Origin of the sequence: Bacteroides faecis MAJ27 (assembly GCF_900106755.1) — a bacterium.
Classification (GTDB): Bacteria; Bacteroidota; Bacteroidia; order Bacteroidales; family Bacteroidaceae; genus Bacteroides; species Bacteroides faecis.
In genome coordinates this window covers 360,361-376,612 of record NZ_FNNN01000002.1, presented here as the reverse complement: position 1 = coordinate 376,612, position 16,252 = coordinate 360,361, and the positions used below count along the sequence as shown (strand labels likewise).

At 43.2% G+C, this 16,252-nt stretch carries 11 protein-coding genes, 1 pseudogene and 1 riboswitch; of the genes and pseudogenes, 10 read left to right on the top strand and 2 right to left on the bottom strand.

Annotated features, from left to right (window positions below; genetic code table 11):
- The 3 genes from BLW31_RS25120 to pncB all read left to right on the top strand — a co-directional run.
- A partial coding sequence (locus tag BLW31_RS25120) for a transposase (protein ID WP_143040763.1) occupies positions 1-124 on the top strand: 124 nt, incomplete at its 5' end.
- A gap of 408 nt (positions 125-532) precedes the next feature.
- A complete protein-coding gene (hdhA, locus tag BLW31_RS03450; protein WP_010539115.1) occupies positions 533-1,312 on the top strand; it encodes a 7alpha-hydroxysteroid dehydrogenase in 780 nt (259 codons plus the stop codon).
- 274 nt (positions 1,313-1,586) lie between these two features.
- Positions 1,587-2,762 carry a nicotinate phosphoribosyltransferase gene (gene pncB / locus BLW31_RS03445; protein ID WP_010539116.1) on the top strand — a complete coding sequence of 392 codons (1,176 nt, stop codon included), beginning with the start codon at positions 1,587-1,589 and terminating at the stop codon, positions 2,760-2,762.
- A gap of 240 nt (positions 2,763-3,002) precedes the next feature.
- Here the strand turns inward: pncB and BLW31_RS03440 are convergent, their stop codons facing one another.
- Positions 3,003-3,326, bottom strand: coding sequence for a thioredoxin family protein (locus BLW31_RS03440; RefSeq protein WP_010539117.1), 324 nt, complete (start codon positions 3,324-3,326; stop codon positions 3,003-3,005).
- Between the two features lie 260 nt (positions 3,327-3,586).
- Positions 3,587-3,791: riboswitch (cobalamin riboswitch) on the top strand.
- A 137-nt stretch (positions 3,792-3,928) separates the two neighbouring features.
- Here BLW31_RS03440 and accC point away from each other — a divergent pair.
- The 6 genes and pseudogenes from accC (at position 3,929) to BLW31_RS03390 (ending at position 13,170) form a co-directional block, all read left to right on the top strand.
- On the top strand, positions 3,929-5,443 hold the full coding sequence (gene accC / locus BLW31_RS03435; RefSeq protein WP_010539118.1) for an acetyl-CoA carboxylase biotin carboxylase subunit: 1,515 nt from the start codon (positions 3,929-3,931) through the stop codon (positions 5,441-5,443).
- Between the two features lie 22 nt (positions 5,444-5,465).
- On the top strand, positions 5,466-5,975 hold the full coding sequence (locus tag BLW31_RS03430) for an acyl-CoA carboxylase biotin carboxyl carrier protein subunit (RefSeq protein ID WP_010539119.1): 510 nt from the start codon (positions 5,466-5,468) through the stop codon (positions 5,973-5,975).
- A gap of 20 nt (positions 5,976-5,995) precedes the next feature.
- Entirely contained in the window at positions 5,996-7,531 is a 1,536-nt protein-coding gene (locus BLW31_RS03425) for an acyl-CoA carboxylase subunit beta (protein WP_010539120.1), read from the top strand.
- An 828-nt stretch (positions 7,532-8,359) separates the two neighbouring features.
- Positions 8,360-8,605: pseudogene (locus BLW31_RS03420) on the top strand (DUF302 domain-containing protein); the annotation flags it as partial.
- Positions 8,606-8,848: 243 nt separating this feature from the next.
- Positions 8,849-12,292, top strand: coding sequence for a response regulator (locus BLW31_RS23735; RefSeq protein WP_010539122.1), 3,444 nt, complete (start codon positions 8,849-8,851; stop codon positions 12,290-12,292).
- Positions 12,293-12,336: 44 nt separating this feature from the next.
- Complete coding sequence (locus BLW31_RS03390; RefSeq protein ID WP_010539123.1) at positions 12,337-13,170, top strand: AraC family transcriptional regulator; 834 nt, start codon at positions 12,337-12,339, stop codon at positions 13,168-13,170.
- A 457-nt stretch (positions 13,171-13,627) separates the two neighbouring features.
- Here BLW31_RS03390 and BLW31_RS03385 read toward each other — a convergent pair whose 3' ends face one another.
- On the bottom strand, positions 13,628-14,716 hold the full coding sequence (locus BLW31_RS03385; protein WP_010539124.1) for an N-acetylmuramoyl-L-alanine amidase family protein: 1,089 nt from the start codon (positions 14,714-14,716) through the stop codon (positions 13,628-13,630).
- A gap of 129 nt (positions 14,717-14,845) precedes the next feature.
- On the opposite strand from BLW31_RS03385, the gene BLW31_RS03380 reads away from it, so the two are divergent.
- Positions 14,846-16,126, top strand: a complete 1,281-nt coding sequence (locus tag BLW31_RS03380; protein ID WP_010539125.1) for an O-acetylhomoserine aminocarboxypropyltransferase/cysteine synthase family protein — start codon at positions 14,846-14,848, stop codon at positions 16,124-16,126.
- The last annotated feature ends 126 nt before the right edge of the window (positions 16,127-16,252 follow it).

The following is a 16,252-nucleotide window of genomic DNA, read 5'->3' as shown; positions in this document are numbered from 1 at the left end:
AAGAAGGGCAACTAATGCGGCAGCAGAATCATTCAATGCTAAAATCAAGGCATTCAGAGCACAGTTTAGAGGAGTCAGAGATAAGGCATTTTTTTTATACAGACTTACTAAGTTATATGCATAAAATGAAAATCCCTCAGGTTTTTACATTGATCCAAACTTACCTCTTTCACCCTTGAGTTTAAGGCATAAAAAAAGGCTATCTATCCCAGACAGCCAATCTTTTGTTAACCTTAAATCTAATACTATGAAAAACACAGTACAAAGATACGGACTTTCTGCATATCTCCAAATTTTAAAGCCCGAACGGGATATCTTATAACATGGTTTAATAGAATAAGAAGCGCATTAACAAATAAGCAGTCAGGCATTAACATTTAACAGTCTTCTTAAATATTTAGTCTACAAAACTAAGTTAGATGCAAAAGTTTTCGAATCTGCTATCGATTACTATTAAAGATGGTTTACAGTGCATAACAAATTCATTTATTATCTGTTATTTAACCGAAGATAACCATCTAATTTCCATTATATGAACAGATTTGAAAATAAAGTAGTCGTCATCACCGGTGCTGCCAGCGGTATTGGCGAAGCAACGACACGCCGTATTGTCTCCGAGGGAGGCAAAGTAGTCATTGCCGATTATTCGAAAGAGAGAGCCGATGAGCTTGCTGCCGAACTCACCCAATCAGGAGCCGACGTACGTTCTGTATATTTCTCTGCTACAGAGCTCCAGAGCTGTAAAGAATTGATTGACTTCGCAATGAAAGAATACGGGCAGGTGGACGTGCTAATTAATAATGTAGGCGGAACCGACCCCAAACGTGATTTGAACATTGAGAAACTGGACATCGATTATTTCGATGAAGCCTTTCACCTGAATCTTTGTTGTACCATGTATCTCTCGCAACAAGTCATTCCCATCATGACAGCCCATGGCGGCGGAAATATCGTGAACGTAGCTTCTATCAGCGGAATAACAGCCGATGCAAACGGAACACTCTACGGAGCCAGCAAGGCCGGTGTTATCAACCTGACCAAATATATCGCTACCCAAATGGGAAAGAAAAATATCCGTTGCAATGCCGTAGCCCCCGGTCTGGTGCTCACTCCCGCTGCTGTGAACAATCTCAATGAAGACGTCCGCAATATCTTTTTAGGTCAATGTGCCACTCCTTATCTGGGAGAACCGGAAGACGTTGCAGCCACCATTGCATTTCTGGCCTCCAACGATGCACGATACATCACCGGACAAACGATTGTGGTAGACGGTGGACTGACCATTCATAATCCTACAGTCGAACTATCATAAAGTCTCTCTGACAGAAAACATCAAGACGGTACATTCTGCTTCTCACGGCAATGTACCGTCTTTTGTCTGCACTTCTATCAGACGATCACCCGCCCCTCAAAAAAACGTATTTACCGAATTAACGAATAAAAAATATATTTTTCCCACGATGTTACCGACAGGATAGATTTGGCGTATTAGAAAAAGCCCAAGAAGTAATTATTGGCAATTAAGCAGTCGTTTTGTTCAACAAATGCTAACTTTACAACGTTTTTAAATATAAAGAACGAATAGCATGATTGTTAAAACATTACTAGATACAGACCTCTATAAGTTTACCACCTCGTATGCTTATATTAAATTGTTTCCCTATGCAATGGGTACTTTCAGTTTCAATGATAGAAATGAAACCGAATATACGGAAGAGTTCCTGGAAACCCTCAAAGGCGAATTTCATAAACTGAGCCGGTTGAGGCTTACGGAAGATGAGCTGAACTATATGACACGCAACTGCCGGTTTCTTCCACGAGTTTATTGGGAATGGCTTTCATCTTTCCGCTTCGACCCGGAGAAGATCGCTATCCATCTGGACGAAGCCGGTCATCTACACATTGAAGTGAGTGATTTCCTGTATAAAGTCACGCTATACGAAGTCCCTCTGCTCGCCATTGTATCCGAGATTAAGAATCGGTTCACCGGTAATGTAGCCGATATGGGCGAGATACTCTGCAAGCTATCAGAAAAGGTTGAATTATCCAATCAGCACCAACTACGTTTCTCGGAATTCGGCACACGCAGACGGTTTTCCATCGACGTACAGGAAACAGTCATCAAAAGGCTGAATGAAACGGCCCGGTATTGTACGGGAACTTCCAACTGTTATTTCGCGATGAAGTACGGCATGAAAATGATGGGAACACATCCGCATGAATGGTTCATGTTTCACGGGGCTCAATTCGGATACAAACATGCCAACTATATGGCACTCGAAAACTGGGTAAATGTCTATGACGGCGATTTAGGCATTGCGCTTTCGGATACATACACTTCCGGTATATTTCTTAGTAACCTCAGTCGTAAGCAGGCTAAACTTTTTGATGGTGTCCGGTGCGATTCGGGAAATGAATTTGATTTTACCGATAAGCTGGTAGCCCGTTACAAAGAGTTGGGCATTGATTCAACCACCAAGACAATAGTCTTCAGCAACGCGCTCGACTTCACTAAAGCGCTCGACATACAAGATTACTGCAAAGGCAAGATCCGTTGTTCTTTCGGAATCGGCACCAATCTCACCAATGATACCGGATTCACTCCTTCCAATATCGTCATGAAACTGACACAATGCAAGATGAATGTCAACCAAGAATGGAGAGAGTGTATCAAACTCTCGGATGATGCCGGAAAGCATACCGGTAGCCCTGAGGAAGTACAAGCCTGTCTATATGAATTGAGACTGACGGGAAATCAATGATTACCCGGATTTTCGGACTTACTTAACAAAGGAGTGTCAAAGCCCTGCAAACGTATAAGCATAAAAAAAGGAGCAACGCCTTGCTCCAACCTTTTGTTAACCTTAAATCTAATACTATGAAAAACACAGTGCAAAGATACGGACTTTTAGCATATCCGCAAATTATCCAAATAAAAAAGCATGTTTCATAACATGATTTAAAACTTTCAGAGGGAAATACTCCCTCTTATTAATACTTTTTCAAGATTTAAACTCCTTCACGGCTCTTCCCAGTCTTTCCAAAGACAGTTCGCCGGATTGCCTCCACAACTGTTCCCCTTTTCTGAGAAGGATAAATGTAGGAGTAGATTCTATCGTATAGAAATTAGCCAGTTCGCTTTCTTCATCTACGTCGACCTGCACCACTTCAACTATACCTTCCATTTCTCTTTTGAACTCCTTTACCAAAGGTTCCATGCGTTTGCAATGAGGGCACCACGTTGCATAAAATTCTGCCATTACCCAGTCGTCACCGGCTAGTTTCTCCTTGTTTCTTGCCTCACGGGCTATTTTCTTTTCTTTCATGATTGATTCTCCTTTTTTAATTAATGATTGGAAGTCTCAACAACATGAAAGAAGGAAGGTTTAGGAGATAAACATTAATACACAGAGATTTAGTTCTATTGGAAAACTAAAAAAGGAGTTCAAGGAGCCCGGTTAAGTCTGTTTGTATTTACCGGTCAGCTCTCCCTATCCAACCGGATAGCCTATGTACACCGAAGGAAATCATTGCACAAAAATGAAACTTTCGTGCAAAAAAAAGATATTCTATTCAATATTTATTTATCTTTGCCCCCCGAAATGGTTCGGAATCCGTATCCAACGGACGATGATTAAAAGGGAATCGGGTGTAAATCCCGGACAGTCCCGCTGCTGTGAAGTTCTATTAAATGTCTTATAAGTGAACTAATTTTACGCCACTGATGTTAATTCGGGAAGGCAAATAAGACAAGAGTCAGTCAGAAGACCTGCCACTTCGCGTAAAAGCGTTCTTGCACCTCGTGGATTAGGAGTAAAGAACATCATTTGTTAAGCCCCAAATCAAGAAAATACTGTGTTTTCATCAGGTGGAGTATGTCCGTCAGATGGGAAGACATTAAATAAGTATGTACTTAAATGAAAGAAGTATGATAAAAAAAATCTTAGTAGCCAATCGCGGTGAAATCGCCGTAAGGGTGATGCGTTCCTGCAGGGAAATGGAGATAACGAGCATTGCTATCTTCTCCGAAGCAGACCGGACCGCGAAGCACGTGCTCTACGCAGACGAAGCATATTGTGTAGGACCGGCAGCATCCAAAGAGAGTTATCTGAATATAGAAAAAATCATCGAAGTGGCCAAAGCGAGTCACGCCGACGCTATCCATCCGGGTTACGGCTTCCTTTCCGAAAACGCCACTTTCGCCCGTCGATGCCAGGAAGAAGGCATCATCTTTATCGGCCCCAATCCGGAAACAATGGAAGCGATGGGAGATAAAATTTCCGCCCGCATAAAAATGATAGAAGCAGGAGTCCCTGTAGTTCCCGGTACACAAGAGAATCTGAAGAGCGTAGAAGAAGCTGTAGAACTTTGCAACAAGATCGGCTATCCGGTGATGCTGAAAGCTTCTATGGGTGGCGGTGGAAAAGGTATGCGCCTCATCCACAGTGCCGAAGAAGTAGAAGAAGCATATACGACTGCCAAAAGCGAATCCTTGTCTTCTTTCGGTGACGACACGGTTTATCTGGAGAAATTCGTCGAAGAGCCTCACCATATCGAGTTTCAGGTATTGGGTGACAAACACGGAAATGTCATTCACCTTTGCGAACGTGAATGTTCCGTTCAACGCCGCAATCAGAAGATTGTAGAAGAAACTCCTTCGGTTTTTGTCACTCCGGAATTGCGCAAAGATATGGGAGAGAAAGCGGTAGCTGCGGCAAAAGCTGTCAACTATATCGGTGCGGGAACAATCGAGTTCCTGGTAGACAAACACCATAACTACTACTTCCTTGAAATGAATACCCGCCTGCAGGTGGAACATCCGATAACAGAACAGGTAGTGGGCGTCGACTTAGTAAAAGAGCAGATCAAGGTAGCCGACGGACAAGTACTGCAGTTGAAGCAGAAAGATATTCAGCAACGCGGACACGCTATCGAATGTCGTATTTGTGCCGAAGATACAGAAATGAACTTCATGCCAAGCCCGGGAATCATCAAGCAGATTACAGAACCGAACGGTATCGGTGTACGCATCGACAGCTATGTATACGAGGGTTATGAGATACCTATTTACTACGACCCGATGATCGGCAAACTGATAGTATGGGCCACCAGCCGCGAATATGCCATCGAACGGATGCGCCGCGTGCTCCACGAATATAAACTCACCGGAGTGAAAAACAACATCAGCTACCTGCGTGCCATCATGGATACTCCCGACTTTGTAGAAGGGCATTACGATACCGGATTCATCGCCAAGAATGGCGAATACCTGCAACAGTGCATCATGCGCACCAGCGAACGCTCCGAAAACGTAGCTCTGATTGCCGCATATATGGACTATCTGATGAATCTTGAAGAGAATAACAGCGGCATGGCAACTGACAACCGCCCCATCAGCAAGTGGAAAGAGTTCGGATTGCACAAAGGTGTGTTGAGAATCTAACGTTAACAAAGAATATTCAATTATGGAAATTCATATAGGAAACCGTGTGGCCGAAGTGGAACTGGTCAGCAAGGAAGATAATAAAGTAGTGCTTACCATCGACGGAAAGACATTTGAAGCAGATGTCGTAATGGCCGAAAACGGTACTTGCAACATTCTGATGGATGGCCGCAGTTCGAACGCGCAACTGATTCGCCGTGAGAATGGTAAAAACTACAAGGTAAATACCCACTATAGCAGTTTCAATGTAGAGATAGTGGACAGCCAGGCGAAATACCTGCGCATGCGCAAGAAAGGCGAAGAGGAACAAAACGACTGCATCACCTCTCCGATGCCGGGCAAGGTGGTGAAAATACCCGTAACGGTCGGTCAGGAAATGAAAGCCGGAGACACCGCCATCGTGATCGAAGCCATGAAGATGCAAAGCAACTATAAAGTATCTTCAGACTGCCGCATCAAAGAAATTCTGGTTCAGGAAGGTGATAACATCACCGGTGAGCAGACATTAATAACATTAGAACCGATTGCATAATATTTAGAACGGATTGCATTATGGAAGAAAAGAATAACGCATATGCCACGTTTGAAGAACGTGACCGCATCGCCTCTCTTGGCGGAGGTGTGGAAAAGATAGAGAAGCAACACGAAAGCGGCAAGATGACTGCCCGCGAACGTATCGAGATGTTGCTCGATAAAGGTACTTTTGTAGAACTGGACAAACTGATGGTTCACCGCTGTACCAACTACGGTATGGATAAAAATAAGATTCCGGGAGACGGTATCGTATCTGGTTACGGAAAGATTGACGGTCGCCAGGTATTTGTTTATGCATATGATTTTACGGTATATGGCGGTTCGCTGTCAGCTTCCAATGCCAAGAAAATCGTAAAAGTGCAGCAGCTGGCGTTGAAGAACGGTGCTCCGATTATTGCGCTGAACGATTCGGGTGGCGCGCGTATTCAGGAAGGTATCGAAAGTCTTTCGGGATATGCCGATATTTTCTATCAAAACACGATGGCAAGCGGAGTGATTCCGCAGATTTCCGCCATTCTCGGTCCCTGCGCCGGAGGTGCCTGCTACTCTCCTGCCCTTACCGACTTCATCTTTATGGTGAAGGAAAAGAGCCATATGTTCGTTACAGGTCCGGACGTGGTAAAAACGGTGATTCACGAAGAGGTAAGCAAAGAAGAACTGGGCGGTGCGATGACTCACAGCAGCAAGAGTGGTGTAACGCACTTTATGTGCAACACAGAAGAAGAATTGCTGATGAGCATCCGCGAACTTCTTTCATTCCTGCCTCAGAATAATATGGATGAAACGAAAAAGCAGAACTGTACGGACGAAGTGAACCGCGAAGACGCCACTTTAGATACGATAGTACCTGCCGATCCGAATGTGCCGTATGACATGAAGGACATTATCGAACGAGTGGTAGACGACAGCTATTTCTTCGAAGTAATGCCCAACTTTGCAAAGAATATCATCATTGGTTTTGCACGCCTTGCAGGCCGCTCGGTAGGTATCGTTGCCAATCAGCCGGCCTATCTTGCCGGAGTGCTCGATATCGATGCCAGTGATAAGGCAAGCCGCTTCATCCGCTTCTGCGACTGCTTCAACATACCTTTGATCACCTTTGAAGATGTTCCGGGATTCCTGCCGGGATATACACAGGAAAACAACGGAATCATCCGCCACGGTGCTAAAATCGTATATGCATTTGCCGAAGCTACCGTACCCAAACTGACAGTCATTACCCGCAAAGCCTATGGCGGCGCTTACATCGTAATGAACTCCAAGCAGACAGGTGCCGACGTAAACTTTGCTTATCCAAGTGCGGAAATTGCAGTGATGGGTGCCGACGGCGCAATCAATATCCTGTTCCGCAAGGCAGATGCAGAAACGAAAGCTAAAGAACTGGAGGCATATAAAGAAAAGTTTGCCACCCCGTATCAGGCTGCCGAACTGGGATTCATTGATGAAATCATCTATCCGAGACAGACTCGCAAACGCCTGATACAGGCTTTGGAGATGACGGAAAACAAGATGCAGACCAATCCGCCCAAAAAGCACGGTAACATGCCTTTATAACATCCCGATAAGGTACTTTTGAAGGTACCGGAAATGATACGGACTTACATAGATTCTACTATAAATAATAAGGCATATTATTTCAGAATCTTTGTAAGTCCGTTCTTATTTCCCTTCTCTTATTTCATTCTTCATTTTCAAATAGTTCCAAGATCAGTTTCAACCGTTGAAACACTTTGTTTCATGCCTTGGAACAAACTGTTTCAAGCAATGAAACAAAGTGTTTCATACGGCGAAACAAAGTGTTTCAAGCGCTTGAAACTTTTTGAAACACCTGTCGATAGAATTGAACGAACCGCACCATCCGGTCAGGTTGACCGGATCTGTTGCTTCAATTCACCTGTTCTTTCAGAAGGCTTGAACCATTTATCGGTCAATAATATATGAAGTCTCAGCTATTAACGTCTGATTTATCAGTTATTAATAGCCGGGACGTCAATCATTAATAGTTGACACATCAAGTATTAACACATTATAAATCAACAAATAACATCAGAAAAACAATATACTGCAGAACAAAAACAAAGTGAGAGCAAACGCTTGCCCTCATACTTGCCACCACAGTTGCTACCATCACTGCAACTCCGATGAATAAAGGGATACAGGCAGACCGTGAGAGCATGAGAGCAAAACTCATATTTAAACTCGTTGAGGGCTTTTCTTCTGCCTTCTCATCCTTTACCTTTGCAACATAATAATTAATCAACAAACAACCAGGAGCGAATGTTATGAGAAAGAATGTATTAACAATTATGGTATTGCTGATTTCGGGAACGATACTAGCTCAAAATGGAGGAACATTTATGAAGAAGTATGAAAACCAATTGCCCCAATCAGGTTATCGTATTCGGTTCGCCCAAAGTAGGCACCAAATTGATGCAGGAAAATCCAAGCATATCTATCGAACTGCCATTGAAAATCTCTGTATGGGAAGACAAGAACGGCAGTGTATGGGCTACCTTCCCATTAATGAAACCAATGGCAGCCAATTATGGGCTGGAAAATGAACCTGTCATCGAAAAGATGCAAACTTTGCTCGAAAATATCGTTATTAAATCGGCAAGCGTGTATTAAATACCAGTCAGTATATACCATATCATTATAGTGTGCGGCAACCCTTTCAGAAGTTACCGCACACTGTTTATTCCCCATACAAAAGCAGCAAAACCTTCTCTGCAAAGATGCTTATTCTCGCCTTCCCTACCCAATTACAATTTTTCCCTATGTGATAACAATATTTCCCGTTTCATATTCTTATATATCCTTAGTTCGCAAAAAAGACTATCTTTGTATAACAAAAGGACAAGCAATACTAAGATGAAACAAATCATATTGTTCACAGTAAGTCTATTAATCGCAATCAGCACCCAAGCAGTTGAGACTGAAAAGGAATTTATCTTAATACTTAATTCCACTTTAGCTAATGGAACCTGGGATAAAGACTTCAATAAAGAGTTACAAGATCATTGTCATAAACGATCAAATTTATACTTAGATTCCTATACCCTGTCCTTTCCGTCGGCAGACACGGAAAAAGATTCTAAAGAACAATGCGCCCGAATATTGCAGAAATATGCTTCGAATCGTCCTAAAGCAGTTGTCATCATAGGTGCAATGGGATGGCATATCACTTCTCACTTATTCGAAACCACTTGGAAAGACATTCCTGTAATCCTATGCCATCCGCTAGCCACATTGCCTAACTCATTGCAAAGCATTTTGGCATATGAAGCACCCGACTCTCTCCATATCACCACCATCAAAGAATTACAGAAACACTACAACATCACCTTTCTGGAGCAAAAGCTTTATATCAAAGAAACCCTCCGACTGATGCGTGCTCTCCAGCCGGAAATGAAGAACATTGCTTTTATTTCAGATAGTCTCTATATGAGCCACATGGTATTCAGCAAAGTAGAAAAAACAGTCCGGCAGCATTACCCCGACCTGAAGCTTATATGGCTCTCACAAAGAGAACTCGACCTGGAACAACTGCTCGACACAGTCAGCAGCTACGACAAAAGTACCGGACTGCTGTATTTCTCCTGGCACAAGCCGCAACAGATGCCCAGTCACAGTTTCCTTGCCGACAATATAGGCAAAACACTTACAGGCTTTGCCAACTCCCCTCTTTTCACGCTAAAAGACTTACACCCACAGGACGGCTACTTTGGTGGAGGCTACTACGTCAGCGCAAGTGACTATGCAACCGACTGTATGAGAATCATAGACGAAATAAGAGAAGGCAAACCGGCATCCGACATTCCACCCGATGCCGGACAATCGACTCCTGAAAACTACTTTAACTATCTCGATTTACAATGGTTCAACATATCTCCACAGCTCTGTCCCGACCAGATTCACCTTTATAATGAACCAGTCAGTTTCTACGAAAAATACTGGAAAAACATTCTTGGACTCATTCTCATTCCACTGGTTATCTTCGTCATGCGTCATTACTTTTACCGTATCGGCAAGAAGCACAAGAACATGAATAAACGTATCATCAATTCATTAGATGTGGCAGTTTATCTGGTAGACAAACATGGAATTGTAGAACAGATTCTAAACACTCCCGCAGAAGAAAATTACGTGCAAAGCATCAAAAAAGGGGAGCATATGGAAATCCGTCAGATAATAACGGACGATGAGGAATTCAGAAAGAATATGGAAGCAATAGAGCAGGTGTTGAAAACTAAAAAAAACTTGCACATCAAGACTCAGATAAAAAACATGCAAGGAGAATCTCTTTACGTATCAGTACATATTGCTTATTATGACAAAAATCATGTTCTGGGATTCGTACGTAATATCTCTGACATTGAAAATGAACGTATCCGCAACGAGAGGTCTAACTTTTTTCTCAAATCCCTTCTTGACAATCTTCCTATTGCTACTATTGTGAAAGATATTAATGACAGAGGCAAATATCTGGTATGGAACAAGAAAGCAGCCGAAATGGTAAATACAGATGCTTCCCATATCATAGGGAAACGAGAGGAAGACTTTATCGGCAAGGAACGTACTGACTTCCTCGTTGAAGCAGAAAGAGAAGTGATTGAAAACGGCAAACCGAAATCGTTCGTCAAACGCTTTACCAACAGAGACGGTCAGACTAAAATTCTGTCTATCCACAAAGCATTAGTCTGCTTTCCTAAAGGCAACGAACGCTGGCTGGTCAGCTCCTCTCTGGATATCACCGAACTTGAAATGCAACGCAAACAGATAGAACTAATGAACCGCCACTATATGTTTGTCATGCAAGCTATCGGCCTGATATCATGGACATGGGACTTAAGAAAAGACGAAATAACCTGTAACCGCAGCTACTTCACACCGAAAACTCATGCAGCAACAGGCACCGTAATCGAAAAAGGAGATGATTATTATTCACAGATTATCCCCGAGCACCGTGAACGGATACGTCAAGCTTTCGATAATCTAAAGAATGGAACTCCTTCTCCTTTCAACGAGGAGTACCAGATTATCTATGAAGGAGATGATGTTCCATCTTGGGCAGAAACCTTTGCAATCGTCAGCGAACGGGATAGAAACGGCAAACCGCTTGTACTTGTCGGAGCCACCCGACTGATTGATGAACGGAAAAAGCTAGACCAGGAGCTGCTACATGCCAAAGAAAGAGCAGAAGAAGCCAACCGGTTGAAATCTGCGTTTCTTGCCAATATGAGCCATGAGATACGGACTCCTCTCAACGCTATTGTCGGCTTCTCCGCTCTACTCGCAGATACACATCCGAACGAAGAAAGCAAAGAGTATGTCCACATCATCGAAAGCAATAATCAACTCCTGCTACAATTAATAAACGACATTCTCGACATATCCAAAATAGAATCCGGTACACTGGAATTTGTATATGGTGATATGGATGTCAACGGCAGCTTTAACGAGATAGAATCTGCCACACGCCTGAAACTAGACCTGGGTCCGAACGTAGAAATCCGTTTCCTGCCGGCTCTTGACGAATGTATGCTGTACACCGAAAAGAATCGTGTACTGCAAGTCATCAACAATTATATATCCAACGCAATCAAATACACTTCTTCCGGATACATCCATTTCGGCTATTACCCTCCGAAAGAAGATAAAATCAGGTTCTTCGTTAGGGATACGGGAAGTGGAATCCCCAAAGAAAAACAGCAGCAGATTTTCGGGCGCTTTATCAAATTGGATAACTTCAAGCAAGGCACAGGACTAGGATTATCCATCTGCTCCATGATTGCAGAAAAGATGGACGGACACGTAGGAGTATCTTCCGAAGTAGGCAAAGGTTCCGAGTTTTGGTTCGAGATTCCCTGCCAACCCGTTTTACCTCCTCAACAAGAAGTCGAGGAGCAAAAAAAAGAGCAACTGAGTATCAACAATCCTAAAGACGTAAAAATACTGATTGCTGAAGATAATCCAAGCAACTATAAACTCTTTAAAACTATACTGGAAAAAGAATATACCTTGCTCCACGCATGGAACGGGCTGGAAGCTATTAACTTATTCAAAGAAGCACAACCGTCTCTGATACTAATGGATATAAAAATGCCGGTTCTTGACGGTTATGAAGCAACTACCGAAATACGAAAATTATCAGAAGACATTCCGATCTTAGCTATCACAGCTTATGCTTTGGAGGGAGATGAACAGCGTATCTTGCAAAACGGATTTAACGGCTATCTTTCCAAACCGATCATCTCTCAATCACTAAAAAGCAAGATCAAGAATTTACTGAAAAAGAAATTTATATTTATGTAAACTCATACAAGAAGCATCATCGCCCCCTTTTATCTATTACTCTTATGACACACTATTACACTAATTCACTGAAAGGAATTATCCTACTGACAAACAATTTACCAGCAGTTCTGGCAGGTCATAAGACGAATGACTTATACAAATTTATCTGGATACAAGAAGGAAAAGCAACTCTTGTTGTCGACCATGTAGAAAAAACTTTGGGCAAAGACGAATTTATCTCTCTAAGCCCACTGCATGACATTAAAATAAAAAAAGCAGAAGGGAAATATATCGGACTTTTATTCAATTCAGAATTCTACAGCATCTACAAGCACGATGAAGAAGTCTCATGCAACGGATTATTATTCAATGGAACTTCTCGTATTGTCAACATGCAACTTCCGGAGATTACCATCAGACAGCTTTATGAAGTCATTGATAAAATGAGAGATGAATTTCTGTTGAATGACAGCCTTGAAGGAGAAATGCTCCGCCTGCTACTCAAACGTTTTATCATACTATGTACCCGCCTGGCAAGAGAGCACTTTTCCGACTCGCAGAAAAAGGAAAGCGGCTTTGATATCATACGGCAATACTCCATCCTCGTAGATAAACATTTCAAAGAAAAAAAACGAGTTGCCGACTATGCGGAAATGTTACATCGCTCGCCCAAAACTCTCAGTAATATTTTCGCCTCTTACCAGCTCCCTTCTCCTCTCAGAATTATCCACGAACGAATAATCACAGAAGCCAAACGCCTGTTATTGAAAAGCCCGGCAAGCGTGAAAGAGATTGCCACCATTCTCGGATTCGAGCACGTATGTACTTTCAGCCGCTTCTTCAAACACATAATGGGAGAGAACATTTCTGACTACCGCAGAAGAAATTCCAAATAACCTGCACAAAAAACGGTACCTCGATTCACATCGCAGCACCGTCACAACACAAACACAAAATAAAACACGACAAAACTACTATGCAATCTTACCTGTGATGCCGGGGAGGCATGCCTTGCTTGACTTATCTATATTCGCATACCCATAAGAAGCTTTATCAGGTGATTTGCATAATAAATAACGTATCTGAACGGATTTTGTTCACAGAGGTCCGAAAAAAATGGAATGATTTTCGCTTTTTAACAAAAAACGGTACCCCGATTCACATCGCAGCACCGTCACAACACAAACACAAAATAAAACACGACAAAACTACTATGCAATCATCCTGTCTATGCCGGGGAGGCATATGTTACTGACTTATATATATTCGCATACCTACAAGAGTATTTCAGGCGATTTGCATGTATATAACATTCCCCTTTCTGATTTGTTCACGAAAGGAGAAATTAAAAGTTTATTTCTTTCCCTTATAATCTCTCAGAAAGCCTTCCATCAGCCATTTGGCAAGTGCCTGGCGATTGGAATCCATCACCAGTCTCCGTTGGTCAAATGTATTTTGGATATTGCCCAGCTCTACGAAAACAGAAGCAGGCGTAGTATGAGAAAGCACGTACAGATTGCGTCCGCTCACCGTTCCGGCAAAGCCACGATTCGGTTGGTGCTTGCCATATTTTGATTCAAAAGTATTTTTCATGTTATTGGCCAGCCGTTTACTCTCAGCCTTCTTATTGGAGTGATAGAAAAACACATCCGTTTGTTTTCCTTTGCTCCGGCTATCCACATGGATAAAGATAGCCCGGCAGTAAGTATAGTTTTTACGGTCCTTCTGATAAAGAGCATTGATCTTGTTACAGCGTTGCTGAAGACGTTGCACCTGATTCAACGGAATGGGATCGCCCATACAAGTTTCACGTTTACTATTGGAAAGATAGGCATCATCGCGGATACCATCTTTAGCGTCTTGAATGATGATATGCACTTCAGCTCCTTCCTGCATCAGATTTCGTGCCAGACGAAGGGCGATATCGTAGGCGTATTCATCTTCATGAAGTTCATGCTTGCCTACCCATCCGATCGCTCCGGGATCGGGGCCACCGTGTCCGCTGACTACATAAAAACAGGCACCTGCAAGCCGGTTGGAAGAAACTTTCACACTCGACAGTTTCTTCCCGAATAAAGGTTCGTTGATGGTTGTACCGATTTTCTTCGCTCCGGAAGTTCTCGATTTAGTGACCGTATCCTCCGTCGACACCTCCTTCCCCGCAGTCTTTTTTGCCGGAGCGGGTTTAGCCGAAGTTCCTGACGAACGTTTTACCGGAGGAATCACATAAGTTACCCCCATCTTCAGAACATTATTCTTCCCCAACTTCTGCTTATTCAGTTCCACAAAATCATCGTAATATTTCTTTGGAGAACGATTATGGCGCAACAAGAAAGTAGAAATTCCCTCACCTGCCTTCGGAGTCGCTTTTTGCTGAGCCTGCACGCTGCCCGCCAAAAAGAGGAAACTTATAAATAATAGGATATAGAGTTTATTTTTCATATTTACACTAGCTATCTCCCTCACAAGGGTATCATTTCACTCATAAACAGGGCAAAAATACAATTATTTTCCTTACTTTTGCACCGTTAAAACTTTTTTTGGCAATAAATCATTAAACCCGATATCATTATGGCAAAACAATTCAAGCCCGAAACCCTGTGCGTACAAGCAGGATGGACGCCTAAAAAGGGCGAACCACGCGTGTTGCCCATCTACCAAAGTACCACTTTCAAATATGATACCAGCGAGCAAATGGCACGCCTCTTCGATTTGGAAGACAGCGGTTACTTCTACACCCGCCTGCAAAACCCGACGAACGACGCTGTTGCCGCTAAGATTGCCGCCCTCGAAGGTGGTGTAGCCGCTATGCTGACTTCCAGCGGTCAGGCAGCCAACTTCTATGCCATTTTCAATATCTGCCAGGCAGGAGACCATTTCGTTTGTTCTTCCGCTATCTACGGTGGAACTTTCAACTTGTTCGGTGTGACAATGAAAAAGCTTGGCATCGACGTAACGTTCGTCACTCCGGATGCCAGCGAAGAGGAAATCTCCGCAGCTTTCAAGCCAAACACTAAAGCACTGTTCGGAGAAACGGTTTCCAACCCTTCTCTCGAAGTGCTGGATATCGAGAAGTTTGCCCGCATCGCACACAATCACGGGGTACCTTTGATTGTAGACAACACATTCCCGACTCCGATTAACTGCCGCCCGTTTGAATGGGGAGCGGACATCGTTGTTCATTCCACAACCAAATATATGGACGGACACGCAACAAGCATAGGAGGATGTATCGTTGACAGCGGAAATTTCGACTGGGATGCTCATGCCGACAAATTCCCCGGCCTGTGTACTCCGGACGAGTCTTATCACGGCCTGACTTATACGAAAGCATTCGGCAAAGGAGCTTATATCACAAAAGCAACCGCACAGTTAATGCGCGACCTCGGCAGTATTCAAAGCCCGCAAAATGCTTTCTTACTGAACCTGGGACTGGAAACATTGCATCTCCGTATGCCACAGCACTGTCGCAATGCACAGAAAGTAGCCGAGTTCCTTTCCAAAAATGAGAAAGTGGCCTGGGTAAACTATTGCGGTCTGCCGGATAACAAATATTATGCTCTGGCACAGAAATATATGCCGAACGGCTCTTGCGGAGTTATCTCCTTCGGACTGAAAGGCGGACGTGACGTATCCATCAAATTTATGGATTCACTGGAGTTCATCGCCATCGTTACTCACGTTGCTGATGCACGCAGCTGTGTGCTTCATCCTGCCAGCCACACTCACCGCCAGCTGACAGACGAACAGCTGCTCGAAGCAGGTGTACGTCCGGACTTGATCCGTCTGTCCGTAGGTATCGAAAATGCAGAAGATATTATCGCAGATATCGAACAGGCACTGAATGCATAACAACTGATATTCAGAACAATGACAATAGCAAGAAAGCACGGGATGAAACATCACCGTGCTTTTTTGTTTCCTGCAAAAGAAAGTTAATCTTCAAAAGAGAGTTTCAATATTACTTTCCTCCCTTCC